At 39.8% G+C, this 22337-nt stretch carries 21 protein-coding genes; 16 read left to right on the top strand and 5 right to left on the bottom strand.

Annotated elements, in window-relative coordinates; translation table 11 throughout:
* Positions 1–49 precede the first annotated feature (49 nt).
* The 3 genes from F3G76_RS02265 to sstT form a co-directional block, all read right to left on the bottom strand.
* Positions 50–499 (bottom strand): hypothetical protein, encoded by a 450-nt coding sequence (locus tag F3G76_RS02265; protein WP_103601313.1) that lies wholly within the window; start codon positions 497–499, stop codon positions 50–52.
* 1 nt (position 500) lies between these two features.
* Positions 501–2222: a M3 family oligoendopeptidase gene (locus F3G76_RS02260; protein WP_149705799.1), complete on the bottom strand. Its 1722-nt coding sequence runs from the start codon at positions 2220–2222 to the stop codon at positions 501–503.
* An 87-nt stretch (positions 2223–2309) separates the two neighbouring features.
* The gene (sstT, locus tag F3G76_RS02255; protein WP_411160708.1) at positions 2310–3677 is read right to left on the bottom strand and encodes a serine/threonine transporter SstT; all 1368 of its coding nucleotides are present in this window, start codon (positions 3675–3677) and stop codon (positions 2310–2312) included.
* A gap of 138 nt (positions 3678–3815) precedes the next feature.
* Here sstT and metK point away from each other — a divergent pair, with 138 nt between their 5' ends.
* Positions 3816–5021 (top strand): methionine adenosyltransferase, encoded by a 1206-nt coding sequence (gene metK, locus F3G76_RS02250; protein ID WP_002942025.1) that lies wholly within the window; start codon positions 3816–3818, stop codon positions 5019–5021.
* A gap of 41 nt (positions 5022–5062) precedes the next feature.
* Here metK and F3G76_RS02245 read toward each other — a convergent pair whose 3' ends face one another.
* A complete protein-coding gene (locus F3G76_RS02245) occupies positions 5063–6355 on the bottom strand; it encodes an apolipoprotein N-acyltransferase (protein ID WP_188116559.1) in 1293 nt (430 codons plus the stop codon).
* Between F3G76_RS02245 and yajC the strand changes: the two genes are divergently transcribed.
* From yajC to F3G76_RS10670, 15 genes are all read left to right on the top strand, one after another.
* Entirely contained in the window at positions 6331–6603 is a 273-nt protein-coding gene (gene yajC / locus F3G76_RS02240) for a preprotein translocase subunit YajC (protein ID WP_002941849.1), read from the top strand. The genes F3G76_RS02245 and yajC overlap by 25 nt on opposite strands.
* Entirely contained in the window at positions 6603–8183 is a 1581-nt protein-coding gene (gene secD, locus F3G76_RS02235; protein ID WP_103645240.1) for a protein translocase subunit SecD, read from the top strand. Before yajC ends, secD begins: the two co-directional genes overlap by 1 nt.
* A 2-nt stretch (positions 8184–8185) precedes the next feature.
* Positions 8186–9157 (top strand): protein translocase subunit SecF, encoded by a 972-nt coding sequence (gene secF / locus F3G76_RS02230; protein ID WP_009294062.1) that lies wholly within the window; start codon positions 8186–8188, stop codon positions 9155–9157.
* A 9-nt stretch (positions 9158–9166) separates the two neighbouring features.
* Positions 9167–9505 (top strand): DUF6394 family protein, encoded by a 339-nt coding sequence (locus F3G76_RS02225; RefSeq protein WP_002942000.1) that lies wholly within the window; start codon positions 9167–9169, stop codon positions 9503–9505.
* Between the two features lie 8 nt (positions 9506–9513).
* Positions 9514–11979, top strand: coding sequence for a leucine--tRNA ligase (gene leuS / locus F3G76_RS02220; protein WP_149705797.1), 2466 nt, complete (start codon positions 9514–9516; stop codon positions 11977–11979).
* Positions 11980–11982: 3 nt separating this feature from the next.
* Entirely contained in the window at positions 11983–12522 is a 540-nt protein-coding gene (gene lptE / locus F3G76_RS02215; RefSeq protein ID WP_103646220.1) for an LPS assembly lipoprotein LptE, read from the top strand.
* A complete protein-coding gene (locus F3G76_RS02210; protein WP_149705796.1) occupies positions 12503–14077 on the top strand; it encodes a GGDEF domain-containing protein in 1575 nt (524 codons plus the stop codon). Before lptE ends, F3G76_RS02210 begins: the two co-directional genes overlap by 20 nt.
* Positions 14074–15276: a Mur ligase family protein gene (locus F3G76_RS02205; RefSeq protein ID WP_149705795.1), complete on the top strand. Its 1203-nt coding sequence runs from the start codon at positions 14074–14076 to the stop codon at positions 15274–15276. Before F3G76_RS02210 ends, F3G76_RS02205 begins: the two co-directional genes overlap by 4 nt.
* Positions 15257–18202: a transcription-repair coupling factor gene (mfd, locus tag F3G76_RS02200; protein WP_149705794.1), complete on the top strand. Its 2946-nt coding sequence runs from the start codon at positions 15257–15259 to the stop codon at positions 18200–18202. The genes F3G76_RS02205 and mfd overlap by 20 nt, the downstream gene beginning before the upstream one ends.
* Positions 18199–18963: an ATP-binding protein gene (locus F3G76_RS02195; RefSeq protein ID WP_149705793.1), complete on the top strand. Its 765-nt coding sequence runs from the start codon at positions 18199–18201 to the stop codon at positions 18961–18963. The genes mfd and F3G76_RS02195 overlap by 4 nt, the downstream gene beginning before the upstream one ends.
* A complete protein-coding gene (locus tag F3G76_RS02190; RefSeq protein WP_149705792.1) occupies positions 18960–19628 on the top strand; it encodes an endonuclease III domain-containing protein in 669 nt (222 codons plus the stop codon). The genes F3G76_RS02195 and F3G76_RS02190 overlap by 4 nt, the downstream gene beginning before the upstream one ends.
* A 93-nt stretch (positions 19629–19721) precedes the next feature.
* Complete coding sequence (gene cysK, locus F3G76_RS02185; protein WP_149705791.1) at positions 19722–20627, top strand: cysteine synthase A; 906 nt, start codon at positions 19722–19724, stop codon at positions 20625–20627.
* 3 nt (positions 20628–20630) lie between these two features.
* Entirely contained in the window at positions 20631–21182 is a 552-nt protein-coding gene (gene epsC / locus F3G76_RS02180; protein ID WP_002941946.1) for a serine O-acetyltransferase EpsC, read from the top strand.
* Between the two features lie 31 nt (positions 21183–21213).
* Positions 21214–21495 carry a hypothetical protein gene (locus F3G76_RS02175; protein ID WP_141088953.1) on the top strand — a complete coding sequence of 94 codons (282 nt, stop codon included), beginning with the start codon at positions 21214–21216 and terminating at the stop codon, positions 21493–21495.
* Positions 21492–21893, top strand: a complete 402-nt coding sequence (locus F3G76_RS10670; protein WP_223227394.1) for a hypothetical protein — start codon at positions 21492–21494, stop codon at positions 21891–21893. Before F3G76_RS02175 ends, F3G76_RS10670 begins: the two co-directional genes overlap by 4 nt.
* 130 nt (positions 21894–22023) lie before the next feature.
* Here the strand turns inward: F3G76_RS10670 and F3G76_RS02165 are convergent, their stop codons facing one another.
* A complete protein-coding gene (locus F3G76_RS02165) occupies positions 22024–22326 on the bottom strand; it encodes a c-type cytochrome (protein WP_087582377.1) in 303 nt (100 codons plus the stop codon).
* Between the last annotated feature and the right edge of the window lie 11 nt (positions 22327–22337).

The following is a 22337-nucleotide window of genomic DNA, read 5'->3' as shown; positions in this document are numbered from 1 at the left end:
TTCGCTTTTTAAATTTTCTTTTGATTTTAGCCAAAAATGCTTAAAATTACTATTTTTTCTTAAATATATCTTTATTTTTTGGGTTTTGCAAAAAGACTGAGGCTGATTTTTTAGCGTGATCGACTTGCTTCTCTTTTGGCTTATAAATGGAGAAATTTACAAGGATCGGGCTATTTTCAACCAAAATTTGAACCACCGCGCCAAGTGGAAACGATACCACTGAGGCAAAATTTTCACTACCAAAGCCAGCCTCAAAGCTAAGCTCATCTTGCGTTAGCCTAGCACTCTCAAGCGTGTAGCCACCAAGTGAGAACATAATGACTGGCATGCTAAAGCTGCTGCTTATCTCATCTGGCAAGCTAGGCTCAAAGCTAACTAGCGGTAAATTTGCCATAACTGAGAAATTTAGCCCCTTTTCAAGTAAAAAATCAATGCACTCATAGACGTGCATCTTCATCAAAAGCGCAAATTTCTCGTCGTCTAAAATTTCGTCTAACATCTTAATCCTTTGAAATTTCTAAAAACTCATCTACTAGTTTTTTGACCTCGTTTATGCCTATCTGCCAGAAGTTTTTATCATCTATATCAAAGCCAAATTTACCCACAAGCTCCCTTGGGCTAAGGCTCCCACCAAGGCTCAAAAACTCGGTGTAAATTTCGACAAAATTTTTGCATTTGCCGCTTTTGTAAAGCCCAAAAAGAGCAAGCACAAGAAGCTGCGCGTAAGAGTAGGCGTAGCAGTAAAATGGCGTGTGGATGAAGTGCGGGATGTAGCTCCACCAAATTTTGTAGTAGTCATTTAGCGTGACGCTTTTGCCAAACATCTTTTTGCTCTCACGAAGCCAAATTCTATTTAGCTCATCTAGGCTGATTTCGCCCTCATGTGCATGCACAGCCCTTTCAAAGGTGGTGAAATTTATCTGGCGGTAAAGCGTGGCAAATATATCCTCGATCTTGCCAGCGAGCAGTGAAATTTTCTCTTTTTTGCTAAGGCCATCTTTTATGTGGTCAAAAACTAGCATCTCGCAAAAGACTGAAGCCGTCTCAGCCGTGGTTAGCGGAGTGTCCGAGTTTAGGTAGCTTACACTATATGAGAGCTTTTGATGCACGGCGTGGCCAAGCTCGTGAGCTAGCGTAAAAAGGTCTCTTCGCTGGTTTGTGTGATTTAGCAAAACATAAGGGTGCGTGTCGCTTGATCCTGAGTGAGAAAATGCTCCACCTCGCTTGTTTGGCGCTGGATAAACGTCGATCCAGCCGTCATTAAAGGCGCTTTTGGCGATCTTGCCAAATTCGCTTGAGAAATTTGAAAATGCCTTTAAAACTATCTTTTTACACTCATCAAATTTATACTCGCCTTCGCTGCTAAGAGGCGCGTATCTATCGTAGTCATAAAGCTTTTTAAGACCTAAAATTTCTCTTTTGCGCTCGTAAAATTTAGAGACTAGATCAAAATTTTTCTCCGTTACAGCAATTAGCGAATCAACGCTTTTTTTACTGATTTGATTTTCAAGGTGTCTTGGCTCTTCAGGAAGCTTGAAATTTCGCAGCTCGCAGCTCGTTTTTAGATCAGTTTTTATCATATTATATATGTAACCAAGGAGGTGCTGGTGCTTGCTAAGCTCGTTTGAAAGGCTTTTGGCGGCCAGTTTTCGCACGCTTTGGTCGCTATCATGAAGCTTGGCTAAAATCTCTTCTTCGTTTAAAAGCTCGCCTTTAAATTTAAACCTCATCTTGCTCATGCTCTCATCAAAAAGCCTTGAAAAGCCCTCAGCTCCGGTGCTTGCAGTGCGAAGTAGCACTCTTTCTTCGGCAACGCTTAGCTGGTGCGGTTTTGCTTTGGCTAGGTTGCTTAGATAGTAGCCGTATTTTTTAGAGCTTTTTATGATCTCTTCTTGTTTTTTAGGGCTAAATTCATTAAATTTGATCTCAAAAAATATCAAATTTTCATTTGCTTTTGTCGCTATCTCATCGATCTTTGCGTAAAATGCGCCCTTGCTTGTATTTTTGGCAAAATTTAAAAAAGCGTATGTCATTACTTTTGAAATTTTAGCTATCAAGCTTTCATATTCAGAAAATGCCTTTAAAAACTCCTCTGTTTTTAAATTTTCATAAATTTCAAGGTATTTATCTTTAAATTTCTCGCACTCTTTTTGTAAATTTAGTGCGTTTTGCTCGCACTCTTTTTCGTTTGCAAAAAGTGCTTTTAGATCCCAAATTTGCATATTTATCCTTTAAATTTTTGGGATATTTTACAAAAAAATGGATAAAAGTAAAATTTCAGCCAAAATTTAGCTGAAATTTTATGAAAGTTAGTTTGAAGTCTCTGAGGCTACAGCTGTAAAAAGCACGTCTGATGAGCTATTTAGCGCGGTTTCAACTGAGTCTTGGATGACGCCTATCGTAAAGCCAACTGTTACAAACTGCATAGCGATATCGTTGCCGATGCCAAAAAGTCCGCACGCTAATGGCACTAGAAGAAGCGATCCTCCAGCCACGCCAGATGCGCCGCACGCACCAAGGGCTGAGATGAAGCAAAGAAGAAGCGCATCGCCAAATGTAACTGTGATAGATGGGATAGAATTTACTGCAGTAAGCGCTAGGATGCTAATGGTAACTGCCGCACCACCCATGTTTATGGTGGCTCCTAGTGGGATAGAGATCGAGTAGAGCTCCTCTTTTAGTCCAAGCTTTTTGCAAAGCGCCATATTTACAGGGATGTTTGCAGCTGAGCTTCTTGTAAAAAACGCTGAGATTGCGCTCTCTTTTAAGCAGATCATCACAAGTGGATAAGGATTTTTCTTAGTTAGTGCAAAAACCATCGCTGGATAGACGATAAATGCCACCACAAGCATCGCTCCAACAAGAACTAAGATCAGTTTTAGATATCCTGCAAGTGCCTCAAATCCAGTATCATGAATGCTGATAGCAACCATACCAAAGATACCAAACGGAGCTAGTCTAATGATAAATTTAACGATATGAGTTACGCCGTCGCTTATATCTTTAAATACCTTTTTGGTCTCAGGTGTAGCATATCTCATAGCGATACCACCACCAATCGCCCAAGTGATGATGCCTATATAGTTGCCGTTTGCTAGGGCGGTTATCGGATTTTCTACCATTTTATAGATAAGATCTTTTAGCACGTTTGTGATGCCTTGAGGTGCTGACATATCAGCGCTTTGCAGACCTTTTAGTGGTATCTCGATAGGAAATAAAAAGCTTGCAATTACTGCCACAACAGCTGCTAAAAAGGTGCCAACAAGGTAGAGTGTGATGATCTTTTGCATGCCTTTTGTATGACCAAAATCTTTTAAAATGATAGAGGTTGCAACTAAAACAAATACAAGAATAGGTGCGATCGCTTTTAGAGCGCCTTTAAACAAATCTCCTAAAACTGAGGCTGAAGCAGCGATAGAATCAGCCGAACTAGCCTTTTCTTTGGCTTCATCAAGCTGTTTTGCTTCATCTTGGCTAAGGCGAGTTTTTATGACTTCATCTACGCTTAAGCCACTCTCTTTTTGGATGGTTTGAATTTTAGCTGAGATTTGGTTGTAAGGGACTGCCTGATAATGTGTATAAAAGCCAACTAGGGCACCTAGGATGATACCAACTAAAATTTGAACGATCAAATTTCCATCGGCGTATCTTCTTGCAATGTTTTTAAACATACTCATTTGACACCTTAATAAATTAGTTTTTTGTTGATTTTAGCTAAATGATTTTTAAATATAAAGAAATTTAAAAAGATTAATTCGCTTTTTATATAGATTTGTTACAATTGCACGAAAATTTAACCAAGGAAAAGGACTAAAATGTATCTATTTACTTCTGAAGTTGTAAGTCCAGGTCATCCAGACAAATGCGCTGATATCATCGCTGATAGCATTGTTGATACTATTTTAACGCAAGATCCAAATGGACGCGTCGCAAGCGAAGTTTTTGTAGCCGGAAAAAATATAGTAATAGGCGGAGAAATAAACTCAAAAGTAAAACTCTCTTATAAAGACTACGAAAAGATCGTAAAAGATGCTCTTGCGCATATTGGATATGACGGAAAGAGCAACTTTACAAAAGAGCAGTGCTTGCACCCAGATGATATCGAGGTCAAAGTCTGCCTAAATCAACAAAGTCCAGATATAAATCAAGGCGTTGATCAAAGTGACGGCGAGATCGGAGCAGGTGATCAAGGTATCATGTTTGGCTTTGCAAGCTGCGAAGCGAAAGAATTTATGCCAGCAGCTATAACTTACGCAAGAATGCTTTGTGAAAAAGTCTATAAATTTGCCAAAGCAAACCCTGATAAACTTGGCGTTGATATAAAAACGCAGGTTACGATTGATTACGGCAGTAAAGACAACTTTGAAAACTGCAAGCCTCAAAGTATCCACACTATCGTCGTTTCTGCGCCATGCGTGGAGAGCATGAAGATAGAAGAGCTTCGCGCACTAATTCAAAATTTAATAGACGAAACTGGCCTTCCAAAAGAGCTATATAACAAAGAAAAAACGATCATTTACATAAATCCAACAGGCAGATATGTAAATCACAGCTCACTTCACGATAGCGGCCTAACAGGCAGAAAACTAATCGTTGATAGCTTTGGCGGATATAGCCCGATAGGCGGTGGCGCTCAGTCAAGTAAGGACTACACAAAGGTTGATCGCAGCGGACTTTACGCAGCGCGCTGGATAGCTAAAAATATCGTTGCAGCTGGCCTTGCTAAAAAATGTATCGTCCAGATAAGCTATGCAATAGGCGTTGCAAAGCCAACTTCAGTTAGTGTTGATACTATGGGAACTCACGCAAACGGCGTAAATGACGATATGCTTTCAAATTTTGTAAGCGAGCATTTTTCTCTAACACCTCGCTGGATAACAAATAAATTTGGTCTTGATAAACCAAGCAAAGATACATTTTTGTATGCAAAAGTAGCTGCAAAAGGTCAAGTGGGAAATGCAAAATACCCTTGGGAAAAGCTTGATGCAGTCGATACTTTCAAAGCTTTACTAAAAAAATAATCAAAAAAGTGGCTTTATCTAAAAGCCACTTTAAATTTCTTTTAAAACTCATCCCAAAACGCTTTTTTAGGCTTTATGATCTCACTTTTTGAGCCATTTACGCTGTGATAGACCGCTTTATTATACTTTGTAGCAAGGTGTTTTATAAGCACTCTTTGAAGCACAGGTTCGCTACTTGGCACAAACCAGCCGTTGTTCGTGATAGCCACGACCACGTCAAATTCGCCCTTATAAAGCTCCTCTCTTGTTGCCTCGTAGCAGATAGCATTTCTGATTTTAACCCCGTCTATCTCATAGTCACTAAAATTTTCAGCCTTTTTAAAGTCACTAGCTCCGCCAAAAAATAGCTTATTTACTGCATCTTGCATAAATTTTGGCAGAGGAATTTCTTCTCCAAATGGCACTAAAAATTTCTTATCCATTCGTCTAAGGGTGCCATCTTGAAACAAAAATGCAGAGTTATAAATTTGCTTATTTTCATAAGCAAGCGCGCCAGCTACGATAGTTATCTTTTTTGAAAGCTCTTTTAGCTCATCAACAAGCAGTGGCTCATTTGTCATAAATAATGGAAACGCACTCTCTGGAAGCACGATGAGACGTTTTTGCTCGGCTATGGCGCTATTTATCATGTCTAAATTTTCATTTGTAAATTTCATGCGCAAGCTTTTATCCCAGCGCACTCTTTGAGCGACATTGGTATTTACTAGCTCCACGTCAAATGGCAGAGTCTTTGCCTCGTTACTTTTAAACTGCAAAGCGGCGATCAGGCAGATAAAAGCTAGGATAAATTTTAAAATTTTACCTTTTAAACTCAAAGAAATGGCTGCTAAAAATATAAATATAAGCCCTCTAGTATCTGGCTCAAAAGCGCCTAAAACAAGCGTTGCTTCAAGGTTAAACCAGTTAAAGCCAAATGGATGCACATAGCTTATTAAAAATAGTAAAACGGCTCTTAGTGTCACAAAGCTTGGAAAAGAGGCCACCCAAAACATAAGTCCATAAACAAGGGCTACAAAGAGGATGACAAATGGGATAAGCCAGACAAGCTCGTAGTAGATGAAGCTAAAGCCGATCCAGTAAAACCACAAAATCCCAGTGAAAAATCCAGCCGCGAAAAAGCCAGCCCTGCTTAAATTTATTATGACGAAAATTCCAGCTAGCGTTAGAAAAGGTGAGATGAAATTTAAAATTTGATTTTCAGCCATGGCTAAAAAAATGAAATTAGAAAGCAAAAAAGCACCGACAAAGGCTTTTATTATAATTTTAGTGCTAAAATGTCCGTTTAAAAATCTTACAAATAAGGAAATCCATGCAAAACGCTGATTTTTTAACATCATTACTACCTCTTGTTGTGCTTTTCGCCATATTTTACTTTTTGGTTATCAGACCTCAACAAAAACAACAAAAAGCCCATGCAGCAATGCTTGCAGCTCTTGACAAAGGCGATAAGATAGTAACTAATGGCGGACTTATATGCGAAGTGATTAAAGCCGAAAATGATTTTATCAAAGTTAAACTTAACGATGATGTAATCGTTCGTATAGCACGTGAGTTTGTAGCTAAAAAGATCGAAGATAAATAATGCGTAACGCAAGAGTTACATATAGGCTGATTATATTAATATTAGCCTTGGTTTTTGGTTTTGGCTTTTCGGTGCCATCTTTTTTTCAGACTCAAAGCGGAGCTAAAATTTCGCTAGGACTTGACCTTCAAGGTGGTCTTCATATGCTTCTTGGTGTTGAAACTAATGAAGCCATCCACTCTAAGATCAAGTCAATCGCTGGAAGCATAAATTATTATGCCAAAAAAGAAGATGTGCTTATTGATAAATTTAAGATAAAAGAAGATAGTGTTGATTTTGCGCTACTTGATAGTGACGAGGCTCCAAAGGTTGATAAGGCTTTGGCTGAGATAAAAGGGCTTGATATCAAAAAAGATGGTCTAAGCTATCATATCACTCTTACAGAGCAAGAGAGGCTTGATACGATCGAGTATGCGATCTCACAAGCTGTTGAGACCATTAGAAACAGGCTTGATCAGTTTGGTCTGGCTGAGCCAACAGTCGCTAGACAAGGCAAAGATAATATCCTAGTCGAGCTCCCTGGCATAAAGACTGAAGAAGACGAGCAAAGAGCGAGAGATCTTATCGCAAAGGCTGCTCACTTGCAGCTTATGGCAGTTGATGATAAAAGACAAGATCAGGCTAATACTATGAGCGAGGCCGAGGCTGAAAGCTATGGTGACGTGATCTTTAAGGATGCCAAAAATGACCGCGTGAAATATGTCGTTAAAAATATCCCAGTGCTTGATGGCTCGATGTTAACTGACGCAAAAGTCGCATTTTCTCAGCAAAATAACCTACCGATCATAAATTTCACACTAAATTCAGAAGGCGCTAGAATTTTTGGTGATTTTACTGGTGCAAATGTCGGTAAAAGGCTTGCTATCGTGCTTGACGGCAAGGTCTATTCAGCTCCAGTTATAAACGAAAGAATAGGTGGCGGTAGCGGCCAGATCAGTGGTGGCTTTACACTTGACGAGGCTCACGACGTGGCGATCGCGCTTAGAAGTGGCGCACTTTTAGCACCTGTTAAGATGCTAGAAAAAAGAAGTGTCGGTCCATCTTTGGGGCAAGAGAGCATCAACCAAAGCATGGTAGCTCTTGCTGCTGGATCTATTTTAGTAGTGCTATTTATGCTAGTTTATTATGGAATTTCTGGAGTTTTTGCAAATATCGCACTTGTTGCGGACGTCGTTATATTAGTAGCTGTCATGGCGCTTTTTGGAGCGACGCTTACTCTGCCTGGTATGGCTGGTATTGTGCTAACTATCGGTATGGCGGTTGATGCAAACGTCATCATAAACGAGCGTATACGTGAGCTTTTGCGTGAAGGCGTGGCGATAAGAACGGCCGTGCAAAAGGGCTATGAGCACGCTATGAGTGCGATCATCGACTCAAACTTAACTACCATTATCACAGTTGCAGTGCTTTATGCTTATGGTACTGGCCCAGTTAAAGGCTTTGCAGTAACTATGGCGATAGGTATCATGGCTTCGATGCTAACGGCCATTTTAGGCACACATGGCATGTTTGATGCAGTCATGGACAAGATAGAAAAAAGCGGAAATACCAGACTTTGGTTTGGTTATAAAAGGAGCTAGAGATGCAAATTTTTACTAAGGCAAAAGTTTATGATTTTATGCGGTTTAGATTTGTGTCACTCGCACTTTCTATATTTTTATTTGTTGGTTCGATCTTTTTACTTGCAACAAAGGGTCTAAACTACGGCATCGACTTCTCTGGTGGTACGCTTATACAGCTAAAATACGACACCAAAGCGCCACTTGATAAAATTCGCGACGCTTTTGGCACAAATGAAGTGCTTAAAAACGCCTCTGTTACTGAGTTTGGAAGCGAAGATGAGGCTGTTATTAGATTTTCAGGATCAAGTTCAAATTTAACTGGTGACATCGGCACTGAGATAAAGCAAATTTTAAAAGATACTGGAAATTTTGAAGTAAGACGTGTTGATATCGTTGGTCCAAAGGTTGGTGACGAGCTTAGGCAAAAGGGCTTGATGGCTCTTGGAATTTCACTAATTGGCGTGCTTCTTTATATCACATTTAGATTTGAGTGGAGATTTGCGCTTGCTGCGATCGCAACTGAAATTCACGATATCGTTATAACTGTTGGTGCTATTTCGCTATTTGATATCGATGTAAATTTAGACACTCTAGCGGCTGTATTAACGGTGCTTGGCTACTCGCTAAACGATACGATCATCATTTTTGACAGGATACGAGAAGGCATAAAAGAGAGTAAGAGAACTGATATCGAGGGCGTTATCAACGAGTCAGTCTCAGCCACACTTTCAAGAACTATCCTAACTTCAGCCACTACGATGATGACTGTTGTTGTGTTGTTTTTATTTGGTGGAGATATGATACATGGATTTTCATTTATCCTTATCGTTGGTATCGTTATAGGAACGATCAGCTCGATCTACATCTCATCACCATTTCTTATCTGGTTTAAATTTAGCATCGAGCATTTTAGAGCTAGAGAGGCTGAGAAGCAAAGGATCAAAAAAGAGCGTGATAAAGAGCGTGCTATGTTTGAAAAAGGCGTTGTGTAAGGAGGGATAATGAACTGGGGAAAAGTTATCTACATATTTTTTGCGCTGATGAGTCTTACGACTACGGCGGAGTTTTTATATGATAAAAACGAGATCGCCCTTTTTGTGGCAGCTAGTATAAATTTGGTTTCAACTTTGCTTAAGATCGGTGTTAAAAATTTACTTTCAGCTGAGCTTTTTGCTAGCTCGTTGGTTGCTGATTTGCACCTTATACCAGCTTTTGTTATTTTGCAAGTCTCTGAAAATGCAACGCTTAGCTATTCGCTAGCTATTGGCGCAGTCATTGCAAATATATTTTCACTAGCCTTGGTATTAATAGAATCAAGCAAATCACAAGAAGAATTTTAGGAGAAAAAATGGCTGAGAAGAGAAAATATGAGCCTTTAAAGATAGAAAAAAAGTGGCAAGAAATTTGGGATAAAAATGAAGAATTTGAACCAAAAGATGATCTGAGCTTGCCAAAAAAATATATCCTAAGCATGTTTCCATATCCAAGCGGACGCATACATATGGGGCATGTGAGAAACTACTCTATCGGCGATGCGCTGGCTAGATCATATAGAAAAAGCGGCTACAACGTGCTTCATCCTATCGGCTTTGATAGCTTTGGTATGCCAGCTGAAAACGCAGCCATAAAACATAAAATTCACCCTAAAATTTGGACTTACGAAAACATCGACTATATGAAAAAAGAGCTTGCAAGCCTTGGCTTTTCGTTTTCTAAAAAGAGAATTTTAGCCACATCTGACCCACTTTATACAAAATGGGAGCAAAGCTTTTTTATAAAGATGTTTGAAAAAGGGCTTGTTTATAGAAAAAATGCCATCGTAAATTGGTGTGAATACGATCAAACCGTGCTTGCAAACGAGCAGGTTGAAGATGGAAAATGCTGGAGATGCGGTAATGATGTTGTGCAAAAAGAGCTTCCAGGATACTACTTCAACATCACAAAATACGCTAGCGAGCTACTTGAGGATCTAAAACTTCTTGAGGGCAAATGGCCAAATCAAGTCATCACAATGCAAGAAAACTGGATTGGTAGAAGCTACGGCTTGGAGTTTAAATTTAGCCTTGATGAGGTTTCAAAAGAGACTTTAGGTAGTAAATTTGATGGTTTTGAGGTATTTACTACAAGACCTGATACTATTTATGGCGTTAGCTACACAGCCCTTGCGCCAGAGCATCCTATCGTAAAAGCGCTTCTTGAAAGTGATAAATTTGATGAAAGCAAGAAGGCAAAGATAAAAGCAATACTTAATCAAAGCCCAAGAGAGCGTCAAGCAAGCGATAAAGATGGAGAATTTTTAGGAATTTACGTCATTCATCCACTCACAAATGAAAAGGTCCCAGTTTGGGTTGCAAATTTCATCCTAGCTGACTATGGCAGTGGCGCTATCATGGCTGTTCCTGCTCATGATCAAAGAGACTTCGAGTTTGCAAGCAAATTTAATCTACCTATAAAGCCAGTCGTAAAGCCGCTTGGGGGTGAGAGTGATGACTCTAAAGCGTACTCAGAATACGGAGTTGCTATAAATTCTGAGCTGATAAACGGACTTAGCTCAGAGGATGCCAAAAGCTTTATGATAGAGAAATTTGAAAAAGATGGTCTTGGTAAAAGGATCACAAACTACAAACTAAGAGATTGGGGAATTTCTCGCCAAAGATACTGGGGTGCGCCGATACCTATTGTACACTGCAAATGCTGCGGCGTAGTGCTAGAAAAAGAGGAAAATTTACCTATCGCACTGCCTGAAGATGTGGAGATCACAGGAGAGGGCAACCCACTTGATAAACATCCAACTTGGAAATTTACAAAGTGTCCAAAATGCGGCAAAGACGCGATCAGAGAGACTGATACAATGGATACATTTGTGGAGAGTAGCTGGTATTTTGCTAGATTTGCAAGCGATGAGAAGACTTGGGAGCAAAAAGCGCTTGATGAAAAGAGCGTGAATTATTGGATGAATGTAGATCAGTATATCGGCGGTATCGAGCATGCGATCTTGCACCTTTTATATGCTAGATTTTTCCAAAAGGTCTTAAGAGATCTTGGCTATCTAAGAGATGATGAGCCATTTGAAAATTTACTTACTCAAGGCATGGTCTTAAAAGATGGCAAAAAGATGAGTAAAAGCAAGGGTAACGTCGTAGATCCTGATGATATCATAAATAGATACGGCGCTGATACGGCAAGGCTTTTTATCCTTTTTGCTGCTCCTCCTCAAAAAGAGCTAGAGTGGAACGACAGCGCAGTTGAGGGTGCATTTAGGTTTTTAAATAGGCTTTGGGAGAAGGCGCAAACTATCAAAAAGATAGATAAACTGCCTGAAATAGATCATGAAAGTCTAAATAAAGATGAGAAATTTGCAAGGCTTAAAATTTATGAAGCGCTTAAAAAATCAACCGAGGTTTTTGGCGATACATTTGCTTTTAATACTTTAATCGCTGCTTGTATGGAGGCGCTAAACGCTATAAATGCGCAGGATAATGACGATGTAAATGCTGAGGGCTTTTTCATCATCTTAAATTTACTAGAGCCTATCGTGCCACATATCGCAAATGAGCTTAGCGAAGAGCTTTTTGGCAGAAAAAATTTCACAAAGATAGCTGTAAAAGAAGAGGTCTTTGTAAAAGATAGCATCGCTCTTGCAGTTACAGTTAATGGCAAAAAAAGGGCTGAGTTTGAAGTAGCAGCAAGTGAGAGTGAGAGTGAAATTTTAAAACAAGCTAAGCAAAATGTGGCTAAATGGCTTGAAGGAAAAGAAATTTTAAAAGAGATTTATATAAAAGGCAAATTAGTAAATTTTGTCATTAAAGGATAAATTTTGAGATATTTTTTAGCGTTTTTTATTGCTATATTTATCTGCGGATGTGGCTATAAACCAGTTTCAAAGATCTCGCAGGATTTGGTTGGAGATAGAGTTTATGTTGATGTTATCATCAGCAAAGAAGAGCCAAAAAATAGTGTCTGGATAAAAGATGCAGTAAAAGAGGGCATGGTCGCAAGGCTGCATAAATCACTATCAAGTAAAGATAGCGCTGATACTTCGATAATAGTTTCGGTAAAAAGTTTAAATTACGAGGCAATCATCTATGATGAATATGGCTATATCACATCTTATAAAGCTCTTTTAACTCTAAACTATAAAACCAAATTTAAAGATGGTCGTGTCATAGATATACCTGTTACTGGAGAGTATGATTTTAGCGTGGCAAGACGTCAAAAGAGCATAAGATACGCAGATAGTGTTATTAGCGATACTCAAAAGTATGAAGCTATAAAAGAGGCCTCAAAAGAGGCGTTTGATGAGTACATCGCAAATTTAGCTGTAAAAGGATATAAAAATGGCAGCAGTAACCGTTAGTCAAATAGTCAAGGAAGCCTTGAGTGAGATAAAAGATCGCCATTTGATGCTAACGCCAGAAAATTACACCGAAGTTTATAATGAAATTTCTAAAAAATATGGCTTTACTACCGAAGAGAGCAAAAAGATAGAAAAATATATCTCAAGGCTTGGTGATGACTATAAGGCGCAAGCTATAAGCCTTCATATAAAAACGGTTGATGAGTTTGTAGCTTTTATGACCGCTAGGCTCTCTCACGGTGCTAAAAATGGCACAGCACAAGTGGTTGATGATAAAAAGTTAAAGTCACTAAACGCCTTTGCAAGAAGAATTCTCCAGGCTATCTCTATGCTTCACAATAAAGATGCAAAAGCTCTAGCGGAGCAGGGCATGCAGCTACTTGCTAGAAGATATGATGAGAAAAATCTTGAAGAGATGTGCCTTAAATGGTTTGACTTTGTAAGCTCTTACGATACTGAATTTTTGGACTTTTTGAAATATTACGGCGTGAGAGACTTTGACGATCTAAGGACTATGAGCGCTGAGCTTGAGAAATTTCTCTCTCAAAAAAATGAGAGCGGCGAAGAAAATGCTTTAGTTGAGCTTTTAAATTTTGCGCTTGAGCCTTCTATCACAAAAGAGCTTGGCGAAGAGCTTAGCATCATTAGAAACGTTTTAAAACAAAATCCACAAAGCCTAAATAGCAAAGAATTTCAAGAGAAGATAAAAACCTTTGTCGATCGCAGGATCGAAGAAGATAGGACCGAGATCATCGAAAAGGTTGGCTCATTAAACAACATCTTACAAAGCATAGGCGAGAGGATTTCAGACATCGCAGCTAGCTCTCAAAGTAGCTCTGCTAAGGTGCAAAGCATCAAAAATGATCTTAAAAATGTAAATTTAAATGCAAACAGCATCGATCATGTGAAGAGCATGCTTATCGAGATCGCAGGTGCGCTTGAGATCGAGAGCAAGGAGCTTGGCCTTGAGATGAACAGCAAACAAGCGACCATTTCTGAGCTTCAAAACAGGGTCAAAAGCTTAGAAAAAGAGCTTGAAGCTGCGAAGCTTGAGAGTAAAGAGGACTTTTTAACAAAAGTGGCTACAAAAAGAGCTTTGATGAGTGAAATTCAGCGCATCGAAGAGGCTTATAAGCGCTACGGCACGGACTATTCGATCTGCTTTGTTGATATTGATTTCTTTAAAAAGATAAACGATACTTACGGCCACGAAGCTGGCGATGTGATCCTTTCTGCTGTGGCTCAGGTGCTTAAGAAAAATGCTAGAAAGGTTGATTTTGTCGGTAGATATGGTGGCGAGGAATTTGTCATTTTGCTACCAAGTACGAGCTTAAAAGATGGAGTTAGATTTGGCGAGAAGCTAAGAAGTATGATAGAAAATTTTAAATTTATATATAAAAACGAGCGCATCAAAGTTACCATTAGCTCTGGTGTGGCTACAAGAAGCGCAAATTTAAGCGACACGATGACACTTGAGGGCGCTGATAAGATGCTCTATCTCTCAAAAGAGGGCGGCAGAAACCAAGTCATGCCAAAGATAATCGAGGAAAAATGAGCCTAGCGAAATTTCTTGACGGCAAGCCACTTTACTATAAAGAGATCGACTATGGTAGGATCATAAGGGCTTATGATACGATCAAAGGGCATCTAAAGCCTTTTAAGATAATTCACATCATCGGCACAAATGGCAAAGGTAGCACGGGCCGCTTTTTAGCACAAATTTTAAGCCAAAAAGGGGCAAAAGTAGGCCACTACACAAGCCCACATATATTTAAATTTAATGAGCGATTTTGGCTAAATGGCGAGGTTGCTAGTGATGAAATTTTAGAGGTAGCTCACGAGCGTTTGCAAGCTCTTTTAAGCGACGAGTACAAGATAAAAACGAGCTATTTTGAGTATATGACGCTGCTTTCTGCGGTGCTTTTTGAGGGCTGCGACTACTTTGTCTGCGAGGCTGGCATGGGCGGCGTGCTGGATGCGACAAATGTCTTTGAAAAAGAGCTAAGCATCTTTACTCCGATCGGCTTTGACCACACGGCGATATTAGGCAATAGCTTAGAAGAAATTTCACGCACGAAATTTGAAGCTATGGGCAAAAGAGCTATTTTAAATGATGAGATGAACGAGATAAGTGTGGCTATCGCAAAAGAGATCGCAAGCGAAAAAGGCGCAACTCTGAGCTTTCCAAGAGAAATTTTGACCAAAGAGAATTTAAACGAGATCGCAAACTACGCAGATAAATTTAATTTGCCAGAGTTTTTGCGCTCAAATTTAACTCTAGCCTACGCCGCGGCTAAAATTTTAGATAACAGCATAGATATCAAAAAGCTTGGCGCCTTATCGCTTCGTGGCAGATGTGAAAAGATCGCTTCAAATTTATATGTAGATGTCGGTCATAACGAGCTTGGCGCAAAGGCTGTGGCTAAGAAATTTAGCCAAGAAGAGTTTAGCGGCAAGAAGCTAACACTAGTTTATAACTCGTTTTTAGATAAAGATTTTAAAGCAGTTTTGGCAGCTCTTAAGCCAGTTGTTGAGAGTGTGCTACTTTATCACTACCACTGCGAGGGCAGGGAGCTTGGCGGAGAGCTTATAAATAAGGCTTTAAACGAGCTTGAAATTTTTCATAGGGAGTTTGAGCCAAGCGATATGAACGATATAAAAGAGGCAAAAAACGGCAAAATTTACCTAGCATTTGGCTCATTTCACTTGGTCGAAGCCTTTTTAAAAGAGTACTATGCAAGCAAAGGTCTATGAGTATCTTTTAACACATGCCCCACAAATTCTCATCTGCGAAGATGACAAAGAAGCGGCACTCTGCGCTGATGCGGCCAGTTTTGCTGGCTTTAGCGCCTTTAAACTACCTGATTTTAGAGCTAAAAAGGGCGATGATCTAAGAAGTTTTAACGAAGAGCTCTTTGAAATTTCATCCGTTCTTAGCAAATACTATAAATTTGATGGCAAAAAGATCATCGTAAGCCCATTTAGCACGCTTTTAAACCCACTTCCAACGCAAAAAAACCTAGAAAGCTCAACGATCAAGCTAAAAGATAATCTAAATTTAAGCGAATTTGCCGACTTGCTCATACGATTTGGCTACGAGTGCGTCGATATAGTTGAGAGCGTTGGCGAGTTTAGCATTCGCGGCGAAGTGATCGACATTTACGGCGTAAATATGGACGATCCTGTTAGAATTTTACTCTTTGGCGATGAGGTGGAGAGCATCAGAAACTACAACACCGCCACACAAATTAGCAACAAAAATGAGCTAAGCGAAGCCGAGATCGTGCCATTTATCGCAAATTTGAGCAAAGATGAGTTTGAAAAAGTTAGCCAAAAGATCGAGGATATGCAAAGTGATGCTTTGGTGAATGATCTAAATTCGCTTGGATTTTGGGCGATAGATAGCTTTAGCGACTACTTGAAAGTTTTTGACTCAAAGCTTGTTAAAAAGATCGATTTTGAAATTTATGATGCGCCTGAGGAGAAATTTAAGGGCATTGAAATTTTGCCTGAGCCAAAGGTCTATAAAGACCTAGAAGTTACTTTAAATTTTGACTTTTTTGAGCTAAACAAAAGCAAAAGCATAACCGTTCTTTCAAGAAATGAGGGGCTTTTTAAGGGCTATGAGCTTGATGACTTTGCAAATGTCAAGCTTGAAATTTCGCCCCTTGTGGTAAATTTAACCTCAAGCGACAAGATCGTAGTCTCTCTAAATAAATTTGAGAAAAAAAGGCGAGTTAAACGCTCAAGTCTCGTGGTCGATGAGCTAAAAGTAAATGACTACGTCGTGCATGAAGATTATGGTATAGGCAGGTTTTTGGGACTTGAAAAGATCAAAGTTTTGGGTGCGACGAAAGAATTTGTAGTTATCGCCTACCAAAATGATGACAAGCTTCTTTTGCCAGTCGAGCATCTAAATTTGATAGATCGCTACATCGCACAAAATGGCTCTATGGCGGTGCTTGATCGCTTGGGTAAGGCAAATTTTGCCAAGATAAAAGAGAAGGTTAGAGAAAAACTCTTCGCGATTGCCTCAAAGATCGTGGCGATGGCGGCAAAAAGGGAGCTAATCGCAGGCAAAATTTTACAAAAAGAGGATATCTCTTATCTAAATTTCGTCCAAGATGCTGGCTTTTCATACACGAGCGACCAGCAAAAGGCGGTAAATGATATAAAAGATGAGCTAAAAAGCGGCAAGGTGATGGATAGGCTGCTTAGCGGAGATGTTGGCTTTGGCAAGACTGAAGTTGCGATGAATGCCATATTTACCTGCATAAAATCAGGCTTTAGCGCATTTTTCTTCGTGCCAACGACGCTTCTTAGTTCGCAGCACTACAAGACGCTAAGCCAGAGATTTAGCAAATTTGGCATAAAGGTCTTTAGGCTAGATCGCTTCTCAAGTGCCAAAGAGAAATCAAGCTTGCAAAAAGCACTAAAAGAAAATGAGCCCATAGTTTGCGTGGGCACGCATGCGCTTCTTGGCGTAAAGGCTGAAAATTTAGGGCTTATCGTGGTTGATGAAGAGCATAAATTTGGCGTTAAGCAAAAAGAGCAGCTAAAAGAAATTTCTCAGCACTCACACATCCTAAGTATGAGCGCCACGCCGATACCAAGAAGCCTAAATATGGCGCTTAGCAAGATAAAAACATATAGCATTTTAGCCACTCCGCCAAGTTCGAGGCTGGATGTGAGAACAAGCGTGAGAGAGTGGGACGAGAAGGTCGTCAAAGAGGCTATCATGCGTGAGCTAAGACGCGGCGGGCAGACCTTTTACATCCACAACCACATCGCAGACATCGAGCAGACGGCAAATGATCTAAGGAAAATTTTGCCAAAGCTTAGAATTTTGATACTTCACTCAAAGGTAAATGCGAAAGTCACTGAAGATGAGATGATGAAATTTGAGCGGGGCGAGTATGACTTGCTACTTTGCACCAGCATCGTTGAAAGCGGCATCCACCTGCCAAATGCAAACACTATAATCGTAGAAAATGCTAATAAATTTGGCATGGCTGACTTGCATCAGCTGCGCGGTCGCGTGGGTAGAAGCGACAAGCAGGCTTATTGCTACTTTTTGGTGGAGGATAAAAACGCCATTAGCAAGGACGCGCTAAAACGCCTTGTAGCACTTGAGGGCAACTCATTTTTGGGAGCTGGCTCGGTGCTAGCTTATCACGACCTTGAGATAAGGGGTGGCGGTAACATCATCGGCGAGGCGCAAAGCGGTCACATCGAGGCTATCGGCTACTCGCTATATCTAAAAATGCTAGAAGATGAGATCAATAAGCTTCTTAATCAAGACTCCGCAAAGCTTGATAAGATCGATCTAAAACTTAGCGTAAGCGCCTTTTTAAATCAAGAATTTATAAGAGAAGATAGGCTCAGGCTTGAAATTTATAGACGCCTTAGCAAGTGCAAAGAGGTCGCCGAGGTCTATGAGATACAAAGCGAGCTTGAGGATAGATTTGGCAAGATAGATACATTTACAAAGCAGTTTTTAGACCTCATCATCATCAAAATTTTAGCTCTAAAAGCTGGCATAAAGACTATCTCAAATAGCGAGCAAAACATACTAATAACAAAAAATGACGACGAGAAGATCAGGCTAAAGTCACGCAGCAAGGACGACGACGATGTTTTGGCTGAAATTTTGGTCTATCTAAGAAAGGATAAGAGATGATAGATTGGGGTATGAAGTACGCAGCGATTTATAGAAGTACAAAAGGGATGCTAAAGCCGGTTGAGGATATCGATTTTGTCGATATCGACTCACTTTATGGACTGGAGAAACAAAAAGAAATTTTGCTAAAAAATACTAGAAATTTTATAGCTGGCGACGAGGCAAATCACGTGCTTCTTTGGGGCGAGAGAGGATGTGGCAAGTCAAGCCTTGTAAGGGCTGTTTTTACTAAATTTTATAAAGAGGGACTTCGCATCATTGAGATCGGCTGCGAGGATCTAAAATACCTTGGCGACATTATCGATGAGATCAGAAAAAGCGAGTTTAAATTTATCATTTTCTGCGATGATCTAAGCTTTGAAAATGGCAGCAATGAGTATAAATTTCTAAAGCCTATCATGGACGGCTCTATCCAAAAGCCGCCTAAAAACGTCCTTTTATACGCCACATCAAATCGCCGCCACCTAATAAGCGAGTTTAAAAGTGACAATGAAAACTCAGAGCTAATAGACGGAGAAATTCACTACAGCGACGCAGCTCAGGAGAAAATTTCTCTCTCAGACCGCTTTGGTCTTTGGATCAGCTTTTATCAAGGTAACTACGATGAGTACCTAAAAATGGTTGATTTTTACTTCAAAGACTACACTGGCGACAAAGATGAGCTTCACACGCTTGCTAAAAATTTTGCCACGCTAAGAGCTAGCAGAAGTGGCAGGACTGCAAAGCAGTTTTATCTAACATTTAAAGAAAATTTAAAATGAGATCAACTGATCTATTTTTAGCTCTGCTAAATCACAAAAGTAGAAATTTAGACGAGCTAAAATGGCCAGGTGAGGGCACTTTTGAGGTTATTTTGGGTGCTATTTTGGTGCAAAATACCAACTGGAAAAATGTAGAAAAAGCACTAAATAATCTAAAAAATGCCAGCAAAGATAGCCTGCAAGGCATTTGTGCGCTTGAAAACAGCGAGCTTGCCACACTCATAAAGCCAAGTGGCTTTTACAACACAAAGGCAAAACGGCTAAAAACGCTTTGTTTAGCTATAAAAAATGAATTTGAGAGCTTTGAAAACTTTAAAGAAAATGCAAGTCGCGAGTGGCTCATAAGCGTAAAAGGCGTTGGCGCTGAGACTTGCGACGCGATACTTGCTTATGCTTGCGGCAAGCCTTACATGGTCGTTGATGCTTATGCGCTTAGGATAATGGCATATTTTGACTACATTTTTGAGAGCTACGACGAGGCGGCTGAGTGGTTTAGCTCGCTTGAGTATGATGAAATTTACAAATTTCTTGATAGTGAGAAATTTGACGAGACTGAGGTTTTAAAGCTCTATCATGCGCTTATTTTGGAGTTTTGCAAAGAGAATTTCAAAGGCAAAATTTTAAGCCAAAACGGACAAGAGGTGCTTGATAGCATTAAAAACTAAATTTTTATTTTAAATTTAGCGCAAATTAGGACTTTTTATGTTTTATTTTAAATTCTATGCTAAATTTACAAGAAATTTATTTTAGGAGGAGTGATGATCTACGATAACATCGTAAAAACGATCGGTAATACACCTATCGTAAAGGTTAAAACAGGTGCTGACGAGGCTGAAATTTACGTAAAATTAGAGTTTTTTAATCCAGGCGGCTCTGTAAAAGATAGGATCGCATTTAATATGATAAGCAAAATGCTAGCTGATGGCACACTAAAACATGGCGATACTATCGTTGAGCCAACAAGCGGTAATACAGGTATCGGCGTAGCTATGTGCGGTGCTGCGCTTGGCTTTAAAGTGATACTTTGCATGCCTGAGAGCATGAGTATCGAAAGACGCAAGATCGTGGCTGCATATGGTGCTCATCTTGAGCTAACTCCTGCAGCTGGCGGTATGAAAGCAGCGATCGCAAGAGCTACTGAGCTAGCTTCTCAGCCAAACCACGTAATGCTAAGCCAGTTTGAAAACAAGTATAACCCACAAGCTCACGAACTAACAACAGCTGCTGAGATAGTGGCTGATTTTAGCAAGCTTGATGCCTTTGTAGCAGGCGTTGGCACAGGCGGCACGATAAGCGGTGTAGCAAAGGTTCTAAAAGAAAAAGGCTATGACACTAAGATCATCGCAGTAGAGCCTGAAGCATCACCAGTTTTAAGTGGTGGCAACCCAGGACCACATAAAATTCAAGGCATCGGAGCTGGATTTTTACCAAATACAATGGATATGAGCCTAGTTAGCGAAGTAGAAAAAGTAAGCAACGATGACGCACTAAACGCAGCTAGAGCGATCGCAAAGAGCGATGGCTTGATGATAGGCATAAGTGGCGGCGCTTCTTACGTGGCTGCAAAAAGAGTGGCTAAAAGACTTGGCGCTGGCAAAAAAGTGCTTTTCATAGCTCCAGATAACGGCGAGAGATACCTAAGTACAGAGCTTTACGGAGCGTAAAATATGTGGGAGAGTCTAAAAGAGCTAGTTCAAACCGTCCGTGAAAAAGACCCATCGGTGCATAGTTGTTGCTTTTTGGCGATACTTATAAACACTCCTGGCATCCATGCGGTTTTATTTCACAAAATTTCTCATTTTTTATATGAGAAAAAGTGGTTTTTTCTAGCTAGACTCATCTCGCAAATAGCAAGATTTCTAACAGGCATCGAGATCCACCCAGGAGCAAAGATTGGTAGGAGATTTTTCATAGATCACGGCATGGGCGTGGTTATCGGCGAGACGGCTGAGGTCGGTGATGATGTGATGATGTATCATCAAGTGACACTTGGTGGTACCGGAAAAGAGTGTGGCAAACGCCACCCAACCGTTAAAAATGGCGTCACCATCGCAGCTGGCTCAAAGATACTTGGGGCTATAACGATCGGCGAAAATGCTAAGATCGGTGCAAACTCAGTCGTGCTAAAAAATGTCCCAGCAAACGCAACTGTCGTTGGCATACCAGCAAGAGTTGTCAGGGTAAATGGGACAAAATTTGAGCCAGAATTTATCATTTAAAATTTAAATTTACTTTCACTACTTTATAAAAATGCAAATTTTTGATACGGCAAATTTACTATCCATCATGTTGCCAGCGTTTTTTAGCTTTGCGCTACCTATTGTAATATTTGTAATTTTAGTAAATTTGATAACAAAATTTATCAGACGAAAGCTGCGCCAAAAATCTTACGTAAAATTTAACCAAAGAAATATAGCTGATACGTTTAGTGCAAAAGAGATAGCAAAGAAATTTGGCAAAAACGCAAAAGATGTAAATGAGGTTTTGTTAAATTTAGGCTTTATAAAAAATGTGACAACGGCTACAACGTGACAGATGTTGGCAGATACTATGGCGGCATGCAAAATTTCTACATGGGCAAAGCAAGCGTTAGGTGGGATGAGAGGCTACTTTGTAATGAAAATTTCACAAACGAGATAGTAAAAGTTGGCGAAATATCTAGCAAAAAAGAGCAAAAAGAAGACTTTAGAGAGAAATTTAAGGCTGAATACCAAACAAACGACGGTCACTACGTAAGAAGTAGGGCTGAGCTAGTTATAGCAAACTGGCTTTTTGCTGAGAGCATAGCCTACGCTTATGAAAAAATAGTGCCGATAAAAGAAGATGTCTATTGTGATTTTTACATACCAAAAGGCAAGGTCTATGTTGAGTTTTGGGGCTTGGAAGATGACGAGACGTATATAAAAAGAGCAAAAGATAGAGCTTTATAAAAAATATGGTCTAAATTTAATAGAGATAGATAACTACAAGATCGGCAATTTAGATGACTATCTGCCAAAAGAGCTTTTGAAATTTGGTGTGAGTTTAAATTTGTAGAAAAAGGGGCAAGCGCCCCTATGATTATTTTAGTGTTTGGATGTATTCAGCTACTGCTTTGATGTCGTCGTCGCTCATTGGAGTAGCGATAGGTTTCATCATGGCACCAAGACCAAATTTATTTGCACCTGTTTTGTAGCCTTTTAGAGCTGCTTCGATAGCTGCTGCATCAAGTGATGTTAAAGCTGGAACTTTGTTATTGAAAACTTTTTCAGCTTTAGCGCCATGACAGGCAACGCATTTTTTATAGATAGTAGCGCCATCTGCAGCGAAAGCAGCAGTTGAAAGTAGTGCTGCAACACTTGAAACGATTAGTAGTTTTTTCATTTGTCATCCTT

The organism is Campylobacter concisus, assembly GCF_902460575.1.
Taxonomy (GTDB): domain Bacteria; phylum Campylobacterota; class Campylobacteria; order Campylobacterales; family Campylobacteraceae; genus Campylobacter_A; species Campylobacter_A concisus_AW.
Note: the sequence above shows the minus strand (reverse complement) of the source record. Positions and strands in the feature narration are given on the sequence as shown.